Genomic DNA, 19,903 nt, shown 5'->3' on the forward strand with positions numbered 1-19,903 from the left:
TTACTAAGCTTTCGGTCATGACATCTACGATCTTGATCAGGAACGGCGTCGTCGTGGACACCGAGCCCGAGCCCGTCGTGCTGGGTCGGGTGGACGTGCGGATCGAGGACGGCCTCATCGCCGAAGTGGGCCCCGGCCTGCCGGACGTCCCGGGTGCGGAGGTGATCGACGCGACCGGGCGGATCGTGCTCCCCGGCTTCGTCGACACCCACCGCCACACCTGGCAGGCGGGCATCAGGGCCGTCGCGCCCGACATCACGTTCGACACCTACCTGCGGCGGGTCCTCACCGAGCTCGCACCCCGCCACCGCCCCCAGGACGTCTACGCGGGCAACCTCGCGGGCGCGCTGGAGTGCCTGGACGCGGGCATCACCACGCTGCTCGACTGGTCGCACGTCCAGTTCAGCCCGGAGCACACCGACGCGGCCGTGCGAGGGCTGGGCGAGTCGGGCATCCGGGCCGTGTTCGGCTACTGCTACGGCGGCGATTCCGACGAACTGACCAAGGAGACCCGGCGGGTCCACGACTCGCTCTTCTGCTCGTCCGGGCTGGTCACGATGGTGGTCGCGGCGCTCGGCCCGGAGATCGTGGGGGAGGAGCGCTCGCTTGAGGAGTGGCGCGTGGCGGCCGAGCTCGGTCTTCCCGTCACCGCGCACCTGGGCGGCCACGGCCCGGAGAGCGCCGAGCGCGGGCTCGCGTTCCTGGAGGCGAACGGCCTCCTGGCCACCCCCACGACCTTCGTGCACGCGCTGCACTACACCGACGAGGCGCTCCGGCGCATCGCGGCCGCCGGCGGCACCGCCTCGCTCGCCCCCGTGGACGAGATGAACCTGGGCCTCGGCTACCCCGCCACCGGCCGGCTGAGGGCGGCGGGGATCCCGACCGGCCTCGGCGCGGACACCGTGGTCTGCGCGCCGGGGGACCTGTTCAGCCTGATGCGGGCGGTCCACCTGCTCGAACGCGGCCGCCCCGACGGCGCCGGAATGGGCTTCACCACCCGCGACGCGCTGCGCATGGCCACCATCGAGGGCGCCCAGGTGCTGGGCCTCGCCGACGTCATCGGCTCGCTGCGGCCGGGCAAGCAGGCCGACCTCGTGCTGCTGCGTACGGACACGTTCGGCATGGCAGCGGCGCACGATCCGATCGGCGCCGTCGTGCTCAACGCCGACACCAGCGCCGTGGACACGGTGCTGGTCGGGGGCCGGGTGGTCAAGCGTGACGGGCGGCTGCTCCACCACGACGTGGCGGCGGTCCTCTCCACACTGATCGAATCGGCGGATATGGTGGCGAACCCCTGATCGTCGCCCCGGCGCCGGGGTAGTGGGTCCCCAGGAGGCGCGTGATGGCGAGCGTGATGAAGCGGATCGAGTCGGTCAAGGCCCGGGGCCGCCGCAAGGTGACACGCTGGCGGGAACGGCGTCCGGCGTTGGACCACGCGATCAGGGCGGTGCGGCGTTACCAGCACCAGTCCGGCGACACGCTGGCGGGCGCCGTCACCTACTACGCGTTCCTGTCGTTCTTCCCGCTCGTGGCGCTCTCGTACGCGGTGCTCGGGTTCGTGGTGGCGACCAGCGAGGCCACCAGGGACGCGCTGGAGAAGGCGATCGTCGAGCGGCTGCCCGGCATCGCCACCCAGCTCAACCTCGACGCCATCGCCACGGCCAGGCAGACGGCCGGGGTCATCGGTCTGCTCGGTCTGCTCTACGCCGGGCTCGGCGCGCTGGACGCGCTGCGCGGGGCCCTGCGCGAGATGTCGATGACCACCGCGCCGCCGCTCAGCTTCCTCGTCGGCAAGCTGCGCGACCTGGCCTCGATCCTCCTGATCGGGGTCACGATGATCGCGTCCGTGCTGGTCGCCGGGTTCGCCACCACGGCCACGGACAAGGTCATGCAGTTCGTCTTCGGGAGCGAGTCGGCGCTGGCCACCTGGGGGCTGCGGCTCGCGGGCGTGGTGGCGAGCGTGGGGGCCGACTGGCTGCTGTTCCTGATCCTGCTCGGGTGGGTGGACCGGCCGACCCGGCCGTTCCGGCTGATCGCCAGGGGGGCGCTGCTGGGCGCGATCGGGTTCGGGGTGCTCAAGCAGGCGGCGACGCTGCTGCTCGGGCAGACGCTGAGCAACCCGATCTACGGGACGTTCGCCGTCATCGTCGGGTTGCTCGTCTGGATCAACTTCTCGGCCAGGCTCGTGCTCTACGTCGCCGCCTGGACGGCCACCGCCGGCCGCTGCCCGCCGCCTTCTCCGACCCCGGTCCCGTCCTGGAACCCGGACGGCTGGGCCGTGCGCGAGGGCACGTCAGGAGCCTGAGCGGCCGCGCCGGCGGCGGATGCCGAACCCGAGCCAGACCAGCCCGAACAGCAGCCCTCCGCCGATCACCACGGATCCGATCGTCTTCGTGGAGTCGGTCTGCTTGGAGGCGGCCGTGTCCAGCAGCGGCGGCTGGGCCGCGGGCGTGACCTTGGAGGCCGGCGGAGCGGAGGAGCGCGGTGCGGCCTGGACCGCCGGGAGCGGGTCGACGAGCCGGCCGACCGGCTGGACCTTGCCCCTGACCGAGAAGCCCCAGTCGAGCAGTTTGGCCACCTCTTCCCAGAAGTACCCCTCGTGCCGCATGATGCTCACGACGATCGTGTGCCCGTCGCGGGTGGCCGCGCCGACGAAGCTGCCCAGGGCCTTCGAGGTCCAGCCGTTCTTGATGCCGATCATGCCCTTGTAGCGCCAGAGCAGCTTGTTGTGGTTGCTGATCTCGTAGTAGCCCTTGGGCGCGGGGAACTTGGACGTCTTCGTACTGATATATCCGCGGAAAGCGGGATTGGCGAGGCCGGCGCGGGCGATCAGCGCCAGGTCGTACGCCGAGCTGCTCTGCCCCGGCTTGTCCAGCCCGCTGGGCGTCTTGGCCACGGTATCGTACGCCTGCAGCCGCTTGGCCGTGGCGTTCATGTCGCTCATGGTCTTGGCGACGCCGCCGTTCGTCTCGGCCAGGGCCATGGCCGCGTCGTTCCCCGACGACATCATCAGCGCCCTGAACAGGTCGTCGATCTTGTACGTCGCCTTGACCGACAGGCCGACCGCCGTGCCCTCCTGGTTGCAGGCGTTCTCGCTGGGCCGGATCCTGCGGTCCTTGTCGAGCTTGGGAATGAGCGTGAGCGCGGTCAGCGTCTTGAGCGTGCTGGCCGGCAGGTAGCGCCCATGAGGGTCCTTGGCCGCGAGCACCTCACCCGTGTCCGCGTCCGCGACGACGTACGACGTAGCCTGGGTTTTGGGCGGTTCCTTGACGCCCTCGGGCGTCACCAGGCCGCGGCTGCCCAGCGCCTCACCCCCGACCGGTGTCGTCGGAGCGGCGGCATATGCGGTCCCGCCGGTGAGCGAGACCGAGGCGATGAGTGCCGTGACCGGCACGAGTTTCGTCCACATGGCGGTCTCAGCGTAGCTTCGAGTGAATGCCCATGTGGCGACACATCCCCCGTTGATCCACCTTCGATACTAGAGAGGCGCTCATGTCACGAAAGATCGCCGGATTCCTCATCATCCTCGGCGCATTCATGATTTTCGAGTGGGTGAACCTCGGGTTTAACTTGGCCGACGGGCATCCGACCAGCTTCTACGTGGTGCACGGAATCCTGATCGCGGTGAACATCATCCTCGCCATCGTGCTGGGGATCATCGGCTGGCGGGGGTTGCGCGGGAGTCGCGAGAAGGGGGTCACGGGCCGCACAGGAGACGCCGGGTGAGGGCGTGCAGCTCGTCCGCCTCCTCCCGGGAGTCGCCGATCGTGGTGAAGCCCAGCTTCCCGTGCTCGGGCACGGCGCCGAGCAGGTGGAAGACGTTCCCGGTACGCCGTTCCGCGTCGAACCCGACCCCGAGCCGATCGGCCATGCGCACGACCTCGCCGGGGCTGCGCCCGCGCAGGCAGGTCGATGAGCAGTTGTCGGTCGCGGTGTAGAACTTCGGCTGATTTCCGGACATGAGGAGGCCGGTGGCCGGATCGTACGTGGCCCCGGTCGTCAGCACGGCGGCGCCGAACGGATGCGTGGTGCCGCCGATCCGCAGATTGATCTCGCACAGCAGCGCCGCGTACCCGGCGTCGGCCTTCAGCGCGAAGAAGTCCATGCCGAATATCCCCACCACGCCCCGATCGGCCAGCACCTGGGCGATCCGCTCGGCGGACGAGCCCACCTCGGCCCGGTACTCGAGCGCCGCGGGGAACGTGCAGCCCTGGTAGACGTGGCCGTTGGGCCCGCCGAGGATCTGGTCGTGCGTGGCCAGCACCTGCGCGGTGCCGCCCGGTGTGATGCAGGCCAGCGCGCTCGGGTAGTACAGCGGCCGGTGCTCGATGAACTCCTCGACCACCGCCCCCCGATCCCTGATCTTCGCGGTGAAATTGGCCCAGGTCTCCCCGGAGGCCGAGAAGCTGGTCAGCGACCGGTCGGCCTTGGTGACGATCGCGTTGCCGAGCCCGGAGTAGCTGTCGTTCAGCTTGACGATCACCCGCTCGCCCGGCAGGGCCTCGATCGCCTCCTCGATCTCCAGTACGTGCCGGACGTCGCCGAAGCCCCGCGCCATCGGTACGCCCGCCTCGTGGCCGACCTCGCGCGCCCCGCTCTTGGAGCCGTAATAGGCCAGGGCGGTGGCCGGTCCGTAGAGGGGGACGTTGAGTAACGAGGCGAGCTCCTCCTCGAGCTCGCTCAGGACGAACGGCACCAGCCAGGCGTCGCCCTCGATGGCCGCGCGCACTTGCTCCAGCGCGTCCGGGCGGGCGAGCAGGGCCTTGGTCAGCGGCTGAGACCAAGGGTCGTCGAGGCTGATCAGCGTGAGCCGTTTGGCCGCGTCATCCGGATCCGGCAGGAACGCGAAGTAGTAGTCGATGATGTCGGGGTCGATGGGCGCGGAGGAGAGGTAGACCACCTTGACCCCGGGCTCGCGGAGCGTGAGCAGCAGGAACAGCAGCCGCTCCTCGTAGGATCTGGCCCCTGTGATCCGGCGGAGCTCATCCTGAGGAAGGGAGAGCGAGGGTACGACCACCAGGGTCCCCTCGCTCGGCTTGAAGATGCTCAACCCAGCATACTTCTCCCCGAACGGGATATTAGTGATCATATTGCGAGTGAAACACGCATTCTTCTCAAATGCAGCCATCGTCGAAGTGTGATGACCATGACAGAAGGTGACAGGATTCGGAATCGCTGACCACGTTTGAACTGGCAGCATCGGGTCATGATCTACTGATCCGTTGTGACCATTTCCGGATCACCTGAACGTTCACGGACCGTGACCACCTGGGGTTACGGACATGCTCGCAGGAACTTTTGGAGTATCTGTCACCGCGAACTTGCGCCGGGGCGATAAAGTCGAACCATCGCCATCGGGCTCACGGCCGACCGCTGTGCTCCCGGGCTGCAGCGGCGCTCGCGACTGACGAACGCAAAGCCCATGCTGACGATCTCGCGCACCCTTACCAATTGGGTGTGTTTTTTGATCCGCCGAGTGTGCCGCTCGACCGGGAGGCCACGGCGGGATGACGAGCTTTCACAGCGGATGAGCCGCGGTGGTCAGACATATTGGTGCGCGCGGCATGGACGGGACGGTGACATATGCGGGGACGTGAGCTTCGGGGGGAACTCGACGCGTTCCTGGCGGAGACCGAGCAGGATCTCGTGGCGTTCCGCCGCGACCTGCACATGCACCCTGAGTTGGCCTTCGCGGAATATCGCACGACGCAGCGGATCGCCGAGCGGCTCACCGCCGCCGGGTTGACCCCCTCGGTGCTCCCGCGCGGCACCGGGTTGATCTGCGACGTGGGCAGCGGCGACGGGCCGACCGTCGCGCTGCGCGCCGACATCGACGCGCTGCCGCTGCAGGACGAGAAGGACGTGTCCTACCGCTCCACCGTGGCCGGTGTCTGCCACGCGTGCGGTCATGACGTGCACACCACGGTCCTGCTCGGCACCTCGCTCTTCCTCGCCCAGCAGGCCGCCGCCGGCCTGCTGCCCGGCCGGGTGCGGCTGATCTTCCAGCCCGCCGAGGAGCTGCCCGGCGGCGCGCTCGAGGTCATGGCCCAGGGCGGCATCAGCGGCGTCGACCGTATCTTCGGCCTCCACTGCGACCCGCGCGTGGACGTCGGCCAGGTCGGGCTCAAGGCCGGCCCGATCACCTCGGCCTGCGACAAGCTGGTCGTCAGGGTGTCGGGCCCCGGCGGGCACACCGCCCGCCCCCACCTGACCGCCGACCTGGTCTTCGCCCTGGCCAAGATCCTCACCGAGCTGCCCGCCGCCCTGTCGCGCCGGGTCGACCCGCGCTCCTCGCTGAGCTTGGTCTGGGGCAAGGTCGAGGCCGGCACGGCGGCCAACGCTATCCCCGACGACGGCCTGGCCGCCGGGACGGTCCGCTGCCTCGACGAGGGCGCGTGGCACGCCGCCCCCGACCTGATCAAGTCGCTGCTGGAGTCGGTGGCCGGCGCCTACGGCGTGGAGGCCGAGATGGACTACACGCGCGGCGTGCCGCCGGTCGTCAACGACGAGGTCAGCGTCGAGATGCTGGCCGAGGCCGCCGAGCGCGTGCTGGGCGCGGGCGCGGTGGTCCCGACCCAGCAGTCACTCGGCGGCGAGGACTTCGCCTGGTACCTCGAGTCGATCCCCGGCGCGTTCGCCCGCCTGGGCACGCGTTCGCCCGACGGCGTGACGTACGACATCCACCAGGGCACCTTCGACGTCGACGAGAAGGCGATCGCGATGGGCGTGCGCGTCATGGCCGCCACGGCGCTGACCGCGCTGTGGGAGGTCGGCCCGCTCGACACGGTCACCACCACCGCGATGGCCTAGTCCCTACAGCAGCTTGCCGAAGACCACGGGCAGTCGCAGCGACGACTGCCCGGGCGAGACCGTGACCTTCGTGCCCGGCGGGTACCGCAGGGTGTAGTCGACGTCGGTCGAGATGATCACGAGGCCCAGCCGGTGGCCCTTCTTGAACAGGTAGTCCGTCGGCTGGAAGTCCCACGTGAACGTGTACTCCTTGCCCGGGCGCAGGGCCTCGGTCCGGTCCGCGCGGTGCCGGTTGCGGACGTCCAGCCAGCCCCTGGTGACGATCTTGTACGGGGTGGTGGCGGTGCCGAGCGTCCTGAGGGTCGTGCAGCCCGTGTCACCCGGGACGCCCTCGCCGTAGCAGTAGGACTGGCCGGTCGAGACCAGGGAGCCGTTGGCGCGCACGTCCGTGCCGTAGTCCACCAGCAGGGCCGTCAGGTACGGCGAGGAGCCGTCCTTCAACGATGCCCGCACCGACACCGTCGGGGTGCCGGAGATCCGCACGTCGGCGGGCAGGTCGCCGGTCACGTACGCCAGCCGGTTCGGATCGGAGCCCGTGGCCTCCACGAGCTGCTCGGCCGTCCTGGACTTCTGGTCCACGAACGACTCCCTGGCCGAGCGCGGGCTGGGCAGCAGGCCCAGCTTCGAGCCCGAGCCCGTCCAGAGCGGCACCGTGGCCGCGCCGGGCAGCGGCCATGAGGCGTGCTGGGCCCACTGGCCGGGCGCGATCTCCACGTCGGCCTGCGGCTCGCGCATGATGCCCGAGTCGATCCCGTACAGCCAGTAGTCGAACCAGCCGTGCAGCTGGCGCAGCCACTCGACCGTGCGCAGGTTGAAGGGGTTCATGTGGGTGCCCTGGTGCAGCCAGATCTTGCGCGGCACGTGCCGCTTGGCCAGGGCGTACCACCACTGGGCGAACTGCTTGGTCTTGACGTTCCAGTCGTTGAGCCCGTGCACGAGGAAGACGCTGGCCTTGACCTTGCCGACGTCGTTCAGGTAGTTGCGGGCGTCCCACATCTGGCTGTAGTCGCCGGTGATCCGGTCCTGGGCCGTGGTGATCCCGTCGATCAGGGCGCCGCAGGCGGCCTGGCCGTCCTGCCTGGTCAGCACGTACTTGGCGAGCACGTCCAGGTCCTCGCCCTGGAAGCCGCCGGGCGCCAGCACGCCGCCGTTGGCGCGGTAGTAGTCGTACCAGCTGGAGATCGAGGCGATCGGCACGATCGTCTTCAGGCCCTCGACGCCGGTCGTGGCGACCGCGTTGGGCAGCGTGCCGTTGTACGAGACGCCGATCATGCCGACCTTGCCCGTCGACCAGGTGGCCTCGATCGGGTTGCCGGCGGCGTCGAAGCCCTTGGCGCGGCCGTTCAGCCAGTCGATCGCGGCCTTCGGGCCGGCCGTCTCGTTGCGGTCGCCGGAGGTGGGGCAGCCGGTGGCGCGGCCGCTGCCGAGGTTCTCCACCAGCGCGATGGCGTACCCGCGGGGCAGGAAGTAGTTGTCGTAGTAGCCGTCGAAGGGCTCGGCGGCCAGCTTGTTCGTGGCGGCGGCGAAGGTGGGCAGCGGGTTGCCGTTCGCGTCCACGTCCACGGGGTGGTTGGGAACGTCGTTGCCGCCGGCGTAGTACGGGCTGGCCTCCATGATGACCGGGACCTTCAGCCCCTGGTCGGTCTCCTTGGGGCGCAGGATGTCGACGGCGACCCGGTCGGGCTTGCCGTCGTTGTCGCTGTCGGTGCCCTCGACCTCGACGAACACCGTCTGCTTGACGGCGTCCGCGCGGGAGAAGACGGGCTGGGTGGCGTTGTTCTCGATCTTGACGGCCGGTGCGTCGGCCGTCGCGGGCGTGTTTCCACTCAGGGCCACGACGAGCAGTGTGGCCAGCGGCACTGTCAGGACCTTCCAAGGATGCATACGGGGCTCCGAGATCAGGTTTCCACCGTCTGTCGGAATCTCCGTCATGATCCGCGCCGGCACAAGGGGTCAAAGTTGGGCAAAACCTTCCGTGTGTCACGGATTGCTCCAGATTCGTCCTTCAGGTCACGGACGCGAGTGATGTCGATAACGGAGCGGTTGCGACCCTGTGCGCTGGTTTGGTTCGCCCTGGTCAAGCAACTATCTTCCGTGCAGGTGCCGTACGTTCTTTTGGGCCTGACAGCGGCGAGGACGACGGGGAAATGGAAGGGAGTCGCCTTGCTCGGCAAGCGATTCAGCAGGATGGCGATCGGCTCCGTGGCCGGGGTCATGCTCATGGCCGCGGCGGCCTGCGGCGGCAGTGGTGGGGGTACCACGGCCAGCGAGGCGCCCAGCAGTGCCGGTGCGAGCAGCGAGGCGTCGAAGGGCGCGCTCAAGGTGGGGCTGGCGTTCGACGTCGGCGGCCGGGGCGACAAGTCCTTCAACGACGCGGCCTACGCCGGTCTGGAGAAGGCCAAGACGGACCTCAGCGCGGACATCAAGGAGCTGAGCCCGGCGGCCGACGGCTCCAACCGTGGCGACCTGCTGCGCCAGCTCGCCGACGCGGGTTACAACCCGATCATCGGCGTCGGCTTCGCGTACGGCGACGACATCAAGAAGACGGCGGCCGAGTACCCCGACATCCAGTTCGCGGTGGTCGACTCCGCCTCCAACGGGCCGAACGTGACCGGCCTGCTGTTCGCCGAGGAGCAGGGCTCCTACCTGGCGGGCGTCGCGGCGGCCACCAAGTCCAAGTCCAACCACGTGGGCTTCGTCGGCGGCGTCGAGAACGACCTGATCAAGAAGTTCGAGGCGGGCTTCGTGGCCGGCGTGAAGTCGGTCAAGCCGGACGCCAAGATCGACATCAAGTACCTCACCCCCGACGGTGACTTCTCCGGCTTCAAGGCCCCCGACAAGGGCAAGGTCGCGGCCGAGAAGATGTACCAGGACGGCGCCGACATCGTCTACCACGCCTCCGGCGACTCCGGCCTGGGCGTGTTCCAGGCGGCGGCCGCGGCCAAGAAGAAGGCCATCGGCGTCGACTCCGACCAGCGCCAGACGGTCAAGGAGACCGACCTGCAGGGCGTCATCATGACCTCGATGCTCAAGCGGGTCGACGTCGGCGTGTTCGAGTTCATCAAGGCCTTCCAGGGCGGTGCCAAGGGCGGCTCCAACATCACGTACGACCTCAAGGTCGACGGCGTGGGCCTGTCCACCACCGGCGGCGAGATCGACGACATCAAGGACAAGCTCGACGCGGCCAAGAAGGACATCGTCGACGGCAAAATCACGGTTCCGTCGAAGCCGTAATCGGGGTAGGAGTGACAGCTGAGGGCCCGGAGTCCCCACTTCGGGCCTTCTGTCTATCCCCCGCCCCCCGCTAGGAGAGGCGAAATGAGTGCTGACACCCTGGCCACGGCGAAACCCGCTGTAGAGCTGGAGGGCATCACCAAGCGTTTCCCCGGTGTCGTCGCGAACCACGACATCCGCATCACCGTCGAACCAGGGACGGTGCACGCCATCGTCGGGGAGAACGGCGCGGGCAAGTCAACGCTGATGAAGATCCTGTACGGCATGCAGAAGCCGGACGAGGGCACCATCAGGATCAACGGCGCCGAGGTCAGTTTCCGTACGCCGAGCGACGCCATCGGCGTCGGCATCGGCATGGTCCACCAGCACTTCATGCTGGCCGACAACCTCACCGTGCTGGAGAACGTCGTCCTCGGGGCCGAGCCGAAGAAGGCCGGCATGCTCGACACGGCCTCCGCCCGGAAACGCATCACCGCGCTGGCCGAGAGCCACGGCCTGCGGGTCGACCCCGACAAGCTCGTGGAGGACCTCGGCGTCGGCGACCGCCAGCGCGTCGAGATCCTCAAGGTCCTCTACCGGGGCGCGCGCATCCTCATCCTCGACGAGCCGACGGCCGTGCTCGTGCCGCAGGAGGTCGAGGAGCTCTTCCAGAACCTGCGCGAGCTCAAGGCCGACGGCCTGACCGTCATCTTCATCTCCCACAAGCTCGACGAGGTGCTCGGCATCGCCGACGCGATCACCGTGATCCGGCGCGGCACCACGGTCGCGAGCGTGGACCCCCGCGAGGTCACGGCGCGCCAGCTCGCCGAGCTGATGGTCGGCAGCGAGCTGCCCACGCCCGAGACCCGCGAGTCCACGGTGACCGACGTCGTGACGCTGCGGGTCGCCCAGGTCACCATGGAGGCCGACGGCTACCACGCCGCCGCCGACCCGGCCAAGCTGCGCGAAGAAGGCAAACGGCTGCTCCTCGACGACGTGTCGTTCGAGATCCACCGGGGCGAGATCCTCGGCATCGCCGGTGTCGAGGGCAACGGCCAGTCCGAGCTGATCGAGGCGATCATGGGCATCCGGCCCGCGCACGGCAGCATCGAGCTGGACGGCCAGGACATCAGCCAATGGTCCACGCTCAAGCGCAGAGAGGCCGGCATCGGCTACATCCCGGAGGACCGGCACCGGCAGGGCCTGCTGCTGGAGGCCTCGCTGTGGGAGAACCGCGTGCTCGGCCACCAGACCAGGAAGCCCGCGCGCAGCGGCATCTGGATCAACCGGCGGGCCTCGAAGGCCGACACCGAGCGCATCGTCAAGGACTACGACGTACGCACGCCCGGCGTCGACACGCTGGCCCTGGCCCTGTCGGGCGGTAACCAGCAGAAGCTGATCGTGGGCCGCGAGATGAGCGGCGAGCCGAGGTTCCTCATCGCCGCCCACCCCACCAGAGGCGTGGACGTCGGCGCGCAGGCCGCCATCTGGGACCACCTGCGCAACGCAAGAGCCGCCGGGTTGGCCGTGCTGCTCATCTCCGCCGACCTCGACGAGCTGATCGGCCTGTCCGACACGCTCCAGGTGATCTACCGCGGGCGGCTCGTGGCCGCGCTCGATCCTTCCGACGTCACGCCCGAGCGGCTGGGCGGCTACATGACCGGCGCCATCGCCGGCACTGAGGAGACGTGATGCCCGCCGGGCTCAACCGGGCGCTGCTCACCGTGGCGGGCGCCGTCGTCGCCATCGTCCTCGCGGTCGCGATCTCCAGCGTGGCGATCACCGCGGCGGGCGCCAGCCCGCTCGACGCGTTCGCCGCCTTCTTCGACTTCGGCGCGACCCCGCGGGCCGTCTCCAACGGCATCGCGGCCTTCCTCAACCGGGCCGTGCCCCTGTTCATCGCCGGTCTCGCGGTGGCCGTCGGCTTCCGCATGAACCTCTTCAACATCGGCGTTGAGGGCCAGTACCGGCTCGCGGCCATCGTCGCCGCGTACGTGGGCTCGACGTTCGAGGCGCCCGCCCCGATCCAGATCGCGGTGATCATCGTGGTCGCCGCGGCCGTCGGTGGCCTCTACGCGCTGATCCCCGCGGTCATGAAGGTGACCAGGGGCGTGAACGAGGTCATCGCCACGATCATGCTGAACTACGTCGCGATCAACATCGCGTCCTACCTCGTACGCGGCCCCTTCGCGGGCCAGCGCGCCGCGGGCCAGCTCACCACGACCACGCCGCAGCTGCCCGAGTCGGCCATGTTCCCCAACCTGAACTTCCTGTTCGAGGGGTTCGGCCTGCTCCCGCCCACGCGCGGCGGTGGCCTGTGGGGCTTCCTGATCGTGGCGATCGTGCTCGGCGTGGTGATCTGGGTGGTGCTGGAGCGGACCCGGTTCGGCTTCAACGTCAAGGCCAGCGGCCTCAACGGCCCGGCCGCGCTCGCCTCCGGCGTGAACCCCAAGACCATGGTCATCGCGGCGATGGTGCTGTCCGGCGCGATCGCCGGGCTCATCGGCCTGCCCGAGATCCTCGGCGACAAGGGCGCGTTCAACTCCAACTTCACCGCCGGTCTGGGCTTCCTCGGCATCGCGGTGGCGCTGCTCGGCAGGAACAAGCCCGTCGGCATCGCGGTCGCCGCGTTGCTGTTCGCCTTCCTCGACCGGGCGCAGGGCCCCCTGCAGATCGCGAACGTCCCGCCGTCCGTCATCACGATCATCCAGGGCGTCACCGTCCTGCTGGTCGTCGTGGCCAACGAGGTGACGAACCGGCTCGCGCTCAGACTCGAGGAGCGCCGGGCCGCCCAGCAGCTCAGCAGCAAGACCCCGGTTGAGGTGGCAGCATGACCAGGCTAAGCAAGTACCACCTGGCGCTCATCGGAGTCGCCGCGCTCATCCTGCTGATGTCGCTGGTACGCGTCGCGTCCGGCCAGAACGACATCACCTCGTCCGGCATGTTCGCCGCCGCCCTGATGCTGGCGGTGCCGATCGCCCTGGCCGGCCTCGGCGGCCTGTGGGCCGAGCGGGCCGGCGTCGTCAACATCGGCCTCGAAGGCATGATGGTGCTCGGCACCTGGTTCGCCGGCTGGGCCGGATACCAGTGGGGCGCCTGGGCCGCGCTGCTGGCCGGGCTGCTCGGCGGCGCGCTCGGCGGCCTCATCCACGCCATCGCGACCGTGACGTTCGGCGTCGACCACATCATCAGCGGCGTCGCGATCAACCTGCTCGGCCCCGGCATCACCCGCTTCCTGTCCGAGGTGTTCTACAAGGACGGCACCGCCGCGGCGGACGCGGGCGCGGGCTTCACCGGCTCACCGGCGATCACCTCGCCCGCGCCGACGCCCAGCCTGCCGCTGCTCTCCGACGGGCCGGACCTCCTGGGCAAGCTGGAAGGGACTCACTGGTTCCTCCTCTCGGACCTGGCGGGCATCCTGCGCGGGCTCACGCACGAAGTGAACGTGCTGGTCATCCTGGCGGTCCTGCTGCTGCCCCTGACGTTCTTCGTGCTCTGGCACACCCCGTTCGGGTTGCGCCTGCGCTCGGTGGGCGAGAACCCGTGGGCGGCCGAGTCGCTGGGCGTGAACGTCTACCGGATCAAGTACTTCGCGGTCGTCATGTCCGGCGCGTACGCCGGGCTCGGCGGCGTGTTCCTGGTCTTCGTCTCCTCCAAGTACGTCGAGGGCCAGACGCAAGGGCGCGGCTTCATCGGCCTGGCCGCCATGATCTTCGGCAACTGGCGCCCGGGCGGACTCGCCATCGGCTCCTCGCTGTTCGGCTACGCCAGCGGGCTCCAGCTGCGCAGCACCACTGGGGCGATCACCTCGTTCTTCCTGTTCGGCGCCATGCTGCTGCTCATCTACCTGATCGTCAGGGTTCGCCGGATGTTGTCACCCGGCCGGCCCGCCGAGCTCGAGGCCAGGAGCGCCAGGGAATATACGCTGATGGCGGTCGCCGCCGCGGGCATGGTCGTGCTCTTCTGGCTCTGGCGGACCGTCGACCAGCTGCCGAGCGAGTTCGTCTTCATCACACCACACGTGCTCACGCTGATCGTGCTCCTGGTGGCTTCGCAGCGACTGCGAATGCCCAAGGCCGACGGCGTGCGCTACCGCCGGGGAGAACAACATTGAGCACCATCAACTGGGACGGCCTGCGTTTCGAGGCCACGCAGGCCATGCACAACGCGTACGCGCCGTACTCGAAGTTCCCTGTGGGGGCGGCGGCGCTGGTGGACGACGGGCGGATCGTCACGGGCTGCAACGTCGAGAACGCCTCCTACGGCGTGGGCCTGTGCGCCGAGTGCGGCCTGGTGTCGGCGCTGCAGGCGACGGGCGGCGGCCGGCTGGTGGCCTTCACCTGCGTGGACGGGCACGGTGAGCTGCTGATGCCGTGCGGGCGCTGCCGTCAGCTGCTGTACGAGTTCGGCGGCGAGGACCTGCTGGTCGAGACCGTGGACGGGCCGAAGCGGATGGCGGAGATCCTGCCGTACGCGTTCGGCCCCCAGGACCTCAGCCGGAGCGCCTGAATGGACGCGATCGAGGTCATCCGCGCCAAGCGTGACGGCGGCGAGCTGACCACGGCCCAGATCGACTGGGTGATCGACTCCTACACGCGCGGCGGCGTGGCCGACGAGCAGATGTCCGCGCTGGCCATGGCCATCCTCCTGAACGGCATGAACCGCCGCGAGATCGCCGACTGGACCCAGGCCATGATCCGCTCGGGCGAGCGCATGGACTGGTCCGCGCTCGACCGGCCCACCGCCGACAAGCACTCGACCGGCGGTGTGGGCGACAAGATCACGCTGCCGCTGGCGCCCCTGGTGGCGGCCTGCGGGGCGTACGTGCCGCAGCTCTCGGGCCGCGGCCTCGGGCACACCGGCGGCACGCTCGACAAGCTCGAGTCGATCCCCGGCTGGCGGGCCTCGCTCTCCAACGGTGAGATGCTGCAGGTCCTGCGCTCGGCGGGCGCTGTCGTGTGCGCGGCCGGGTCGGGGCTGGCCCCCGCCGACAAGAAGCTGTACGCGCTGCGCGACGTCACCGGCACCGTCGAGTCGATCCCGCTGATCGCCTCGTCGATCATGTCCAAGAAGATCGCCGAGGGCACCGGCTCGCTCGTCCTCGACGTGAAGGTGGGCTCGGGGGCGTTCATGAAGACCTCCGAGACAGCTCGGGAACTGGCCGAGACCATGGTGGCCCTCGGGACGGACGCCGGGGTGCGCACCGTGGCCCTGCTGACCGCGATGGACCGGCCGCTGGGCCTGGCCGTGGGGAACGCGCTGGAGGTCGCGGAGTCGGTCGAGGTGCTCGCCGGAGGCGGGCCCGCCGACGTGGTGGAGCTGACGGTACGGCTGGCGCGCGAGATGCTGGAGGCGGCCGGGGTGTCGTCCGGCAAGGACCCCGCCAAGGCCCTCGCCGACGGGTCGGCCATGGACGCGTGGCGGCGGATGATCCTGGCGCAGGGCGGCGATCCGGACGCCCTGCTTCCCCGGGCGGCCGAGACCCTGACCGTGGAGGCGCCCGCGTCCGGGGTGGTGACCCGGCTGGACGCGTACGCCGTGGGCCTGGCCGCCTGGCGCCTGGGCGCCGGACGGGCGCGCAAGGAGGACCCGGTGTCGCTCGGGGCCGGGATCACCCTGCACGCCAAGCCTGGAGACCTGGTGCGGGAGGGGCAGCCGCTGATGACGCTGCACGCGGACGAGACGGCTCGGTTCGAGCGCGCTCTTGAGGCGCTGGAGGGCGGCTACGCGGTGGGCTCGGCGGGCGAGGAACACCTCCCCCTGGTCATCGACCGCATCACCGCCTCCTGACCCACCCCACCCCCGGCGGACGCCCCACCGTCGCGCACCCAATCCCCTCCCCGAAGGACACCGGCCACGGTCGGCGGGCTCGTCCCGTCGTCGCGGGCTGGGGTCCCTTGGGACCGGGGCGCTGCGGGGCGTGATGGGCGCCTTGCGACGTGCCTCTCACCCTCTCACCCGAAAGGACGCCCGCCGTCGCGGGCTGGGTCGCTCAGGGAGCTCCACGACGTGCATTTCACCCTTTCACCCAAAGGACACCGGCCACGGTCGGTGGGGTCGTCCCTGAGGTCCTTCGGGGGATAGGGCGTCGGGCTCTGCGGTGGTCAGCCGGGTGTCAGCGGGCCAGGGCCGGGGCGTCGGCGAAGATCTCCGCGAGGACGGCGCGCTGTGTGGGGAGGGCCTCGGCGTGGCGGGCGCGGCCCTCGTCCGTGATGCACACGAACACACCCCGCCGGTCCGCGTCGCAGACCCCGCGTGACACGAGCGCGGCCTTCTCCAGGCGGGCCACCACCCGGGACAGGGCGCTCTGGCTCAGGTGGACCTCGTCGCAGAGCTCCTGGATGCGCAGCTTCCGGTCATGATGGACGATCCGATCGAGCACCTCGAACTCGCTGGGCCCCAGCCCATGTCGATCTCCCAGCTCGCGCTCCAGGGCGCACATGCCCTTGGCGTGTTTGGCCAGGACGTAATGCCAGGTGTCGACCACGAACTCCTCGTCCATGTCGCGGAGGTTACCACTTCGCTAAAACTGATGCAACGGCATTAAATGCGTTTGCATTAGATGCGCCTGCATGTAGTGTTCTGCTCTATGTCCTCTTCCTCATCCCGTTGGGGCGCGCTCGCCGTGCTCTGCGCAGTGATCTTCCTTGACGCCCTTGACGTCTCGATGGTCGGTGTCGCCCTGCCTGCCATTCAGCACGATCTGGGCCTTAGTACGTCATCTCTGCAGTGGGTGGTCAGCGGCTACGTGCTCGGCTACGGCGGTCTTCTGTTGCTCGGGGGCAGGACCGCCGACCTGCTCGGGCGGCGCAGGGTGTTCCTGGTCGCTTTGGGTGTCTTCGCCGTGGCGTCGTTGCTTGGTGGCATTGTGGACGACGGCGGGTTGCTGATCGCGGCCCGGTTCGTCAAGGGTGTGGCCGCCGCGTTCACCGCACCCGCGGCCTTGTCGATCATCACGACGACTTTTCCTGAGGGGCCCGAGCGCAACAAGGCGTTGAGCATCTTCACCGCCTGTGGCGCCAGCGGTTACTCGCTCGGCCTCGTGCTGTCCGGCCTGCTCACCGAGATCGGCTGGCGCTGGACGCTGCTGATGCCGGTCCCCGTGGCGATCCTCGCCCTGCTGGTCGCGCCGAGGGTGCTGCGCGGCCGTGACGAGCGGGCCGAAGGCGGTCACGACCTGATCGGCGCCGCGCTGATCACCGCGTCCATGCTGCTGCTGGTGTTCACGGTCGTGCAGGCGCCGGAGGCCGGCTGGGCCTCGCTGCAGACCATCGGCTCGCTGGTGGCGGTGGCCGTGCTGCTCGGCCTGTTCGTCTTCACCGAGCGGCGGATGCGGCACCCGCTGGTGCGCCTCGGCATCCTGCGCTCCGGCCACATCGTCCGCGCCAACCTGGGGCTGCTCATCCTCATGGGCTCGTACGTGGCCTTCCAGTTCGTGGCGATGCAGTACTTCCAGAACCTCCTCGGCTGGTCGGCCCTGGGCACCGCCCTGGCGTTCCTGCCCGCCGGCCTGCTGGTCGCGCTCACCTCGACGAAGATGGGTGACTTCGCCGACAGGTTCGGCACCGGCAAGCTGATCGTCATCGGCTCCGCCGCGCTGGCCGGCGGGTACGCCATGTTCCTCGGCATCGACCGCACCCCCAGCCTCGGCGGCATGGTGATCCCGGGCATGCTCCTGATGGGCATCGCGTTCGCGCTGTCGTTCCCCTCGCTGAACATCCAGGCCACCACCGGCGTGGACGACGACGAGCAGGGGCTGGCCTCCGGGCTGCTCAACACCTCCGGCCAGGTGGGCGGCGCGATCGTGCTGGCCGTGGTCACCGCCGTGCTCACCTCGGGCGGCGGTGAGACGCTCTCGATCGGCTCGCTGCGCTCGGCGATCGTGGTCTCGCTGGTGCTGGCCCTGGTTGGGCTGGCGATCTCGGCTACCGGGCTGCGCGCCCGCAAGGCCCAGGCCGTCGAGAGCGAGAGCGTCAAGGCCTACGAGACCGTCTGACCAGCGGCGTTTGTCACTGAAAGGGCTCCGTCGTCCCGGCGGGGCCCTTTCTCGTCATTTCAGCGCGCCGAGCGGGGAGTCGTAGCCGATCCACTCCTCGCCCCCGTAGTCGGCGCTCCTGCCCGACCGGACGTTCACCTTGGTCAGGTAGGCGTCCTCGTCGTCCTCGTCGGGCTGGCGTACGAGGACCTCGTCGGCGCTGAGCCAGCGCTCGACCGCGATCACGCCGTAGTCGTCGAGCGGCGTACGGGAGCCGAAGACGCGGCCGGTGCGGGCGTTCATGGTGACGAGTCGCTCGTCGGCCGACACCAGGGCCAGCGTGCGGCCGTCCGGGGAGAGCGCGGCGCCGTGCTCGAGGAGGCCGGGGTCGACGCGGTAACCGCCCGCGCGGCCCTTCGCGCGGCCCCTCGCGCCCTGGAGCGTGAGGGTGGCGACCGACGCGTGGCCCGGTACGTCGTCCACGTCCACCTCGTCGCTGACCACCCGCGTGCCGTCGTTCCCCACGGCCAGGATCTTGATCTTGGTTCCGCTGACGTGCCGGGTCGCGCCGGTGTCGAAGTCGAGCATCGCGCCGTCGGCCGCGCCGAAGTCGAGGGCGAAGAACCGGCCGTTCGGCGAGGAGGTGATGTGCGGGAGCGTCTCCTCGTGCTTGATGTCGATCTTCTTGACGACGCCCGTCGGCAGGTCGTGCACGACGTACGAGCCGTCGCGGTGCCGGTAGGCCAGGCGGTGACCGTCCTGGCTGATGGCGAGGGGCAGGGCGATGAGCGTGTCCTCGTCGTAGCCGGCCCGCGCGGCCTGCAGCCGCCACTCCTTGCCCGACATGGTCGTCAGCCGCCACTGGCCGCAGGGTTGCGGGTCGCCGGAGTCGGAGGAGGCGCCCTCGCAGTAGTCCGTGTACGCGTACCGGACGGCGTCGCCCAGCTTGTCCGGCATCGCCATGGGGACCTCGTCCGGCGGCGTGAGGGCGGTGCTGCCGTCGTCGGCCGCCTTCTCCAGGTTGCCCGCCAGGGTGCTCGCCGCGATCACGACCAGGGCCGCGAACGCGCCGACGGCCCCTGCCGACGCGGCCGCCCACAGGGTCACGCGGAGCCTGCGCCGCCTGCCGATGCGGGTCAGGACGGGCTCGGAGAGGTTGGTGTGCGGCATGCCGGCCGCGATCCGGACCAGGGCGGCACGCAGGCCTGGCTCGTCGGTGTCCGACCCCGGGGTGGGGACTGCCCACGGGGTGGCTTCCGCCTCATGAGCGGTGCCCGGCGGATCCTCCGGGGCGACCCACGGCGCCTGGTCCGCCGCCTCCCGCACATCGCCGTCCGGCTCCGAGGGCACGTCACCGTCCGGCTCCGAGGGCACGTCCTCGTCCGGTTCCGAGGGTGCGTCACCATCCGGCTCCGGGGACGGGACGTCACCTGGCTCCGAGGGCTCCGGGGGCTCCGGGGGTTCCGGCGTTTCGTCGCGCGTGAAGAGGTCGGGGTGCGCGGCCCGGAGGAGGGCGAGGGCCTGGTGCGCCTCCTCGTCCAGAGCGGCGGTCCACAGGCCCGTCACCATGGCCACCTGGTCCGGCGGCAGCGCGTCGTGGTAGCGCGCCACGAGCACGGCTCGCGCCGTGGGCGGCAGCGTGGCCAGCGCGTGGTCCTCGGGTGCGGGCGGCGGCGCGGCGGCCAGGAAGCGCGCGTACAACTCACGCAGCACCTCCACGGCCGGCTGGCCCCAGCGGATGGTGGACCAGCGGCGGCACGCCGTGACCAGCGCCTCGACCGCCAGTTCGCGGGCCCGGTCCGCGTCACCCGTCAGCAGGTACGCGGTTCGCGCGAACGACGGCGAGTAGTTGGTCAGAAAGATCGGTAAATCGCCAGACTTTTTCACGTATATAACTCCTCGTGG

At 69.8% G+C, this 19,903-nt stretch carries 16 protein-coding genes; 11 read left to right on the forward strand and 5 right to left on the reverse strand.

What is annotated here, in order from left to right:
* Positions 1 to 17 precede the first annotated feature (17 nt).
* Positions 18 to 1,298, forward strand: coding sequence for an amidohydrolase family protein (locus ABZX61_RS01085; protein WP_355190473.1), 1,281 nt, complete (start codon positions 18 to 20; stop codon positions 1,296 to 1,298).
* 44 nt (positions 1,299 to 1,342) lie between these two features.
* Positions 1,343 to 2,305 (forward strand): YihY/virulence factor BrkB family protein, encoded by a 963-nt coding sequence (locus tag ABZX61_RS01090; RefSeq protein ID WP_355190475.1) that lies wholly within the window; start codon positions 1,343 to 1,345, stop codon positions 2,303 to 2,305.
* Here the strand turns inward: ABZX61_RS01090 and ABZX61_RS01095 are convergent.
* On the reverse strand, positions 2,294 to 3,409 hold the full coding sequence (locus ABZX61_RS01095) for a D-alanyl-D-alanine carboxypeptidase (RefSeq protein ID WP_355190477.1): 1,116 nt from the start codon (positions 3,407 to 3,409) through the stop codon (positions 2,294 to 2,296). The two genes, ABZX61_RS01090 and ABZX61_RS01095, sit on opposite strands and share 12 nt — an antisense overlap.
* Before the next feature lie 83 nt (positions 3,410 to 3,492).
* Between ABZX61_RS01095 and ABZX61_RS01100 the strand changes: the two genes are divergently transcribed.
* Complete coding sequence (locus ABZX61_RS01100) at positions 3,493 to 3,726, forward strand: SCO4848 family membrane protein (protein ID WP_350731290.1); 234 nt, start codon at positions 3,493 to 3,495, stop codon at positions 3,724 to 3,726.
* Here the strand turns inward: ABZX61_RS01100 and ABZX61_RS01105 are convergent.
* A complete protein-coding gene (locus tag ABZX61_RS01105) occupies positions 3,698 to 5,050 on the reverse strand; it encodes a peptide ligase PGM1-related protein (protein WP_350731291.1) in 1,353 nt (450 codons plus the stop codon). The two genes, ABZX61_RS01100 and ABZX61_RS01105, sit on opposite strands and share 29 nt — an antisense overlap.
* A gap of 533 nt (positions 5,051 to 5,583) precedes the next feature.
* Here ABZX61_RS01105 and ABZX61_RS01110 point away from each other — a divergent pair.
* A complete protein-coding gene (locus tag ABZX61_RS01110) occupies positions 5,584 to 6,810 on the forward strand; it encodes a M20 family metallopeptidase (RefSeq protein WP_350731293.1) in 1,227 nt (408 codons plus the stop codon).
* Positions 6,811 to 6,813: 3 nt separating this feature from the next.
* Here ABZX61_RS01110 and ABZX61_RS01115 read toward each other — a convergent pair whose 3' ends face one another.
* Positions 6,814 to 8,694 carry a Xaa-Pro dipeptidyl-peptidase gene (locus tag ABZX61_RS01115; protein WP_355190479.1) on the reverse strand — a complete coding sequence of 627 codons (1,881 nt, stop codon included), beginning with the start codon at positions 8,692 to 8,694 and terminating at the stop codon, positions 6,814 to 6,816.
* A 279-nt stretch (positions 8,695 to 8,973) separates the two neighbouring features.
* Between ABZX61_RS01115 and ABZX61_RS01120 the strand changes: the two genes are divergently transcribed.
* The 6 genes from ABZX61_RS01120 to ABZX61_RS01145 all read left to right on the forward strand — a co-directional run bounded on the left by ABZX61_RS01120 (position 8,974) and on the right by ABZX61_RS01145 (position 15,813).
* Positions 8,974 to 10,044, forward strand: coding sequence for a BMP family ABC transporter substrate-binding protein (locus ABZX61_RS01120; protein ID WP_355190481.1), 1,071 nt, complete (start codon positions 8,974 to 8,976; stop codon positions 10,042 to 10,044).
* Positions 10,045 to 10,128: 84 nt separating this feature from the next.
* Positions 10,129 to 11,715, forward strand: a complete 1,587-nt coding sequence (locus ABZX61_RS01125) for an ABC transporter ATP-binding protein (protein ID WP_355190483.1) — start codon at positions 10,129 to 10,131, stop codon at positions 11,713 to 11,715.
* Positions 11,715 to 12,857, forward strand: coding sequence for an ABC transporter permease (locus tag ABZX61_RS01130; protein WP_350731300.1), 1,143 nt, complete (start codon positions 11,715 to 11,717; stop codon positions 12,855 to 12,857). The genes ABZX61_RS01125 and ABZX61_RS01130 overlap by 1 nt, the downstream gene beginning before the upstream one ends.
* The gene (locus tag ABZX61_RS01135; protein ID WP_355190486.1) at positions 12,854 to 14,137 is read left to right on the forward strand and encodes an ABC transporter permease; all 1,284 of its coding nucleotides are present in this window, start codon (positions 12,854 to 12,856) and stop codon (positions 14,135 to 14,137) included. The genes ABZX61_RS01130 and ABZX61_RS01135 overlap by 4 nt, the downstream gene beginning before the upstream one ends.
* Positions 14,134 to 14,532, forward strand: coding sequence for a cytidine deaminase (locus ABZX61_RS01140; protein ID WP_350731303.1), 399 nt, complete (start codon positions 14,134 to 14,136; stop codon positions 14,530 to 14,532). Before ABZX61_RS01135 ends, ABZX61_RS01140 begins: the two co-directional genes overlap by 4 nt.
* Positions 14,533 to 15,813 carry a thymidine phosphorylase gene (locus ABZX61_RS01145; RefSeq protein WP_355190488.1) on the forward strand — a complete coding sequence of 427 codons (1,281 nt, stop codon included), beginning with the start codon at positions 14,533 to 14,535 and terminating at the stop codon, positions 15,811 to 15,813.
* A 325-nt stretch (positions 15,814 to 16,138) separates the two neighbouring features.
* Here ABZX61_RS01145 and ABZX61_RS01150 read toward each other — a convergent pair whose 3' ends face one another.
* Entirely contained in the window at positions 16,139 to 16,525 is a 387-nt protein-coding gene (locus ABZX61_RS01150) for a MarR family transcriptional regulator (RefSeq protein ID WP_350731306.1), read from the reverse strand.
* 87 nt (positions 16,526 to 16,612) lie between these two features.
* Here ABZX61_RS01150 and ABZX61_RS01155 point away from each other — a divergent pair, with 87 nt between their 5' ends.
* Positions 16,613 to 18,019, forward strand: coding sequence for an MFS transporter (locus ABZX61_RS01155; RefSeq protein ID WP_355190490.1), 1,407 nt, complete (start codon positions 16,613 to 16,615; stop codon positions 18,017 to 18,019).
* A gap of 54 nt (positions 18,020 to 18,073) precedes the next feature.
* On the opposite strand, the gene ABZX61_RS01160 is transcribed toward ABZX61_RS01155, so the two are convergent.
* Complete coding sequence (locus tag ABZX61_RS01160) at positions 18,074 to 19,885, reverse strand: hypothetical protein (protein ID WP_355190492.1); 1,812 nt, start codon at positions 19,883 to 19,885, stop codon at positions 18,074 to 18,076.
* Positions 19,886 to 19,903: the final 18 nt, after the last annotated feature.

The sequence above is a fragment of the Nonomuraea sp. NPDC003709 genome (assembly GCF_040610775.1).
In the GTDB taxonomy this organism is placed as follows: Bacteria; Actinomycetota; Actinomycetes; order Streptosporangiales; family Streptosporangiaceae; genus Nonomuraea; species Nonomuraea angiospora_A.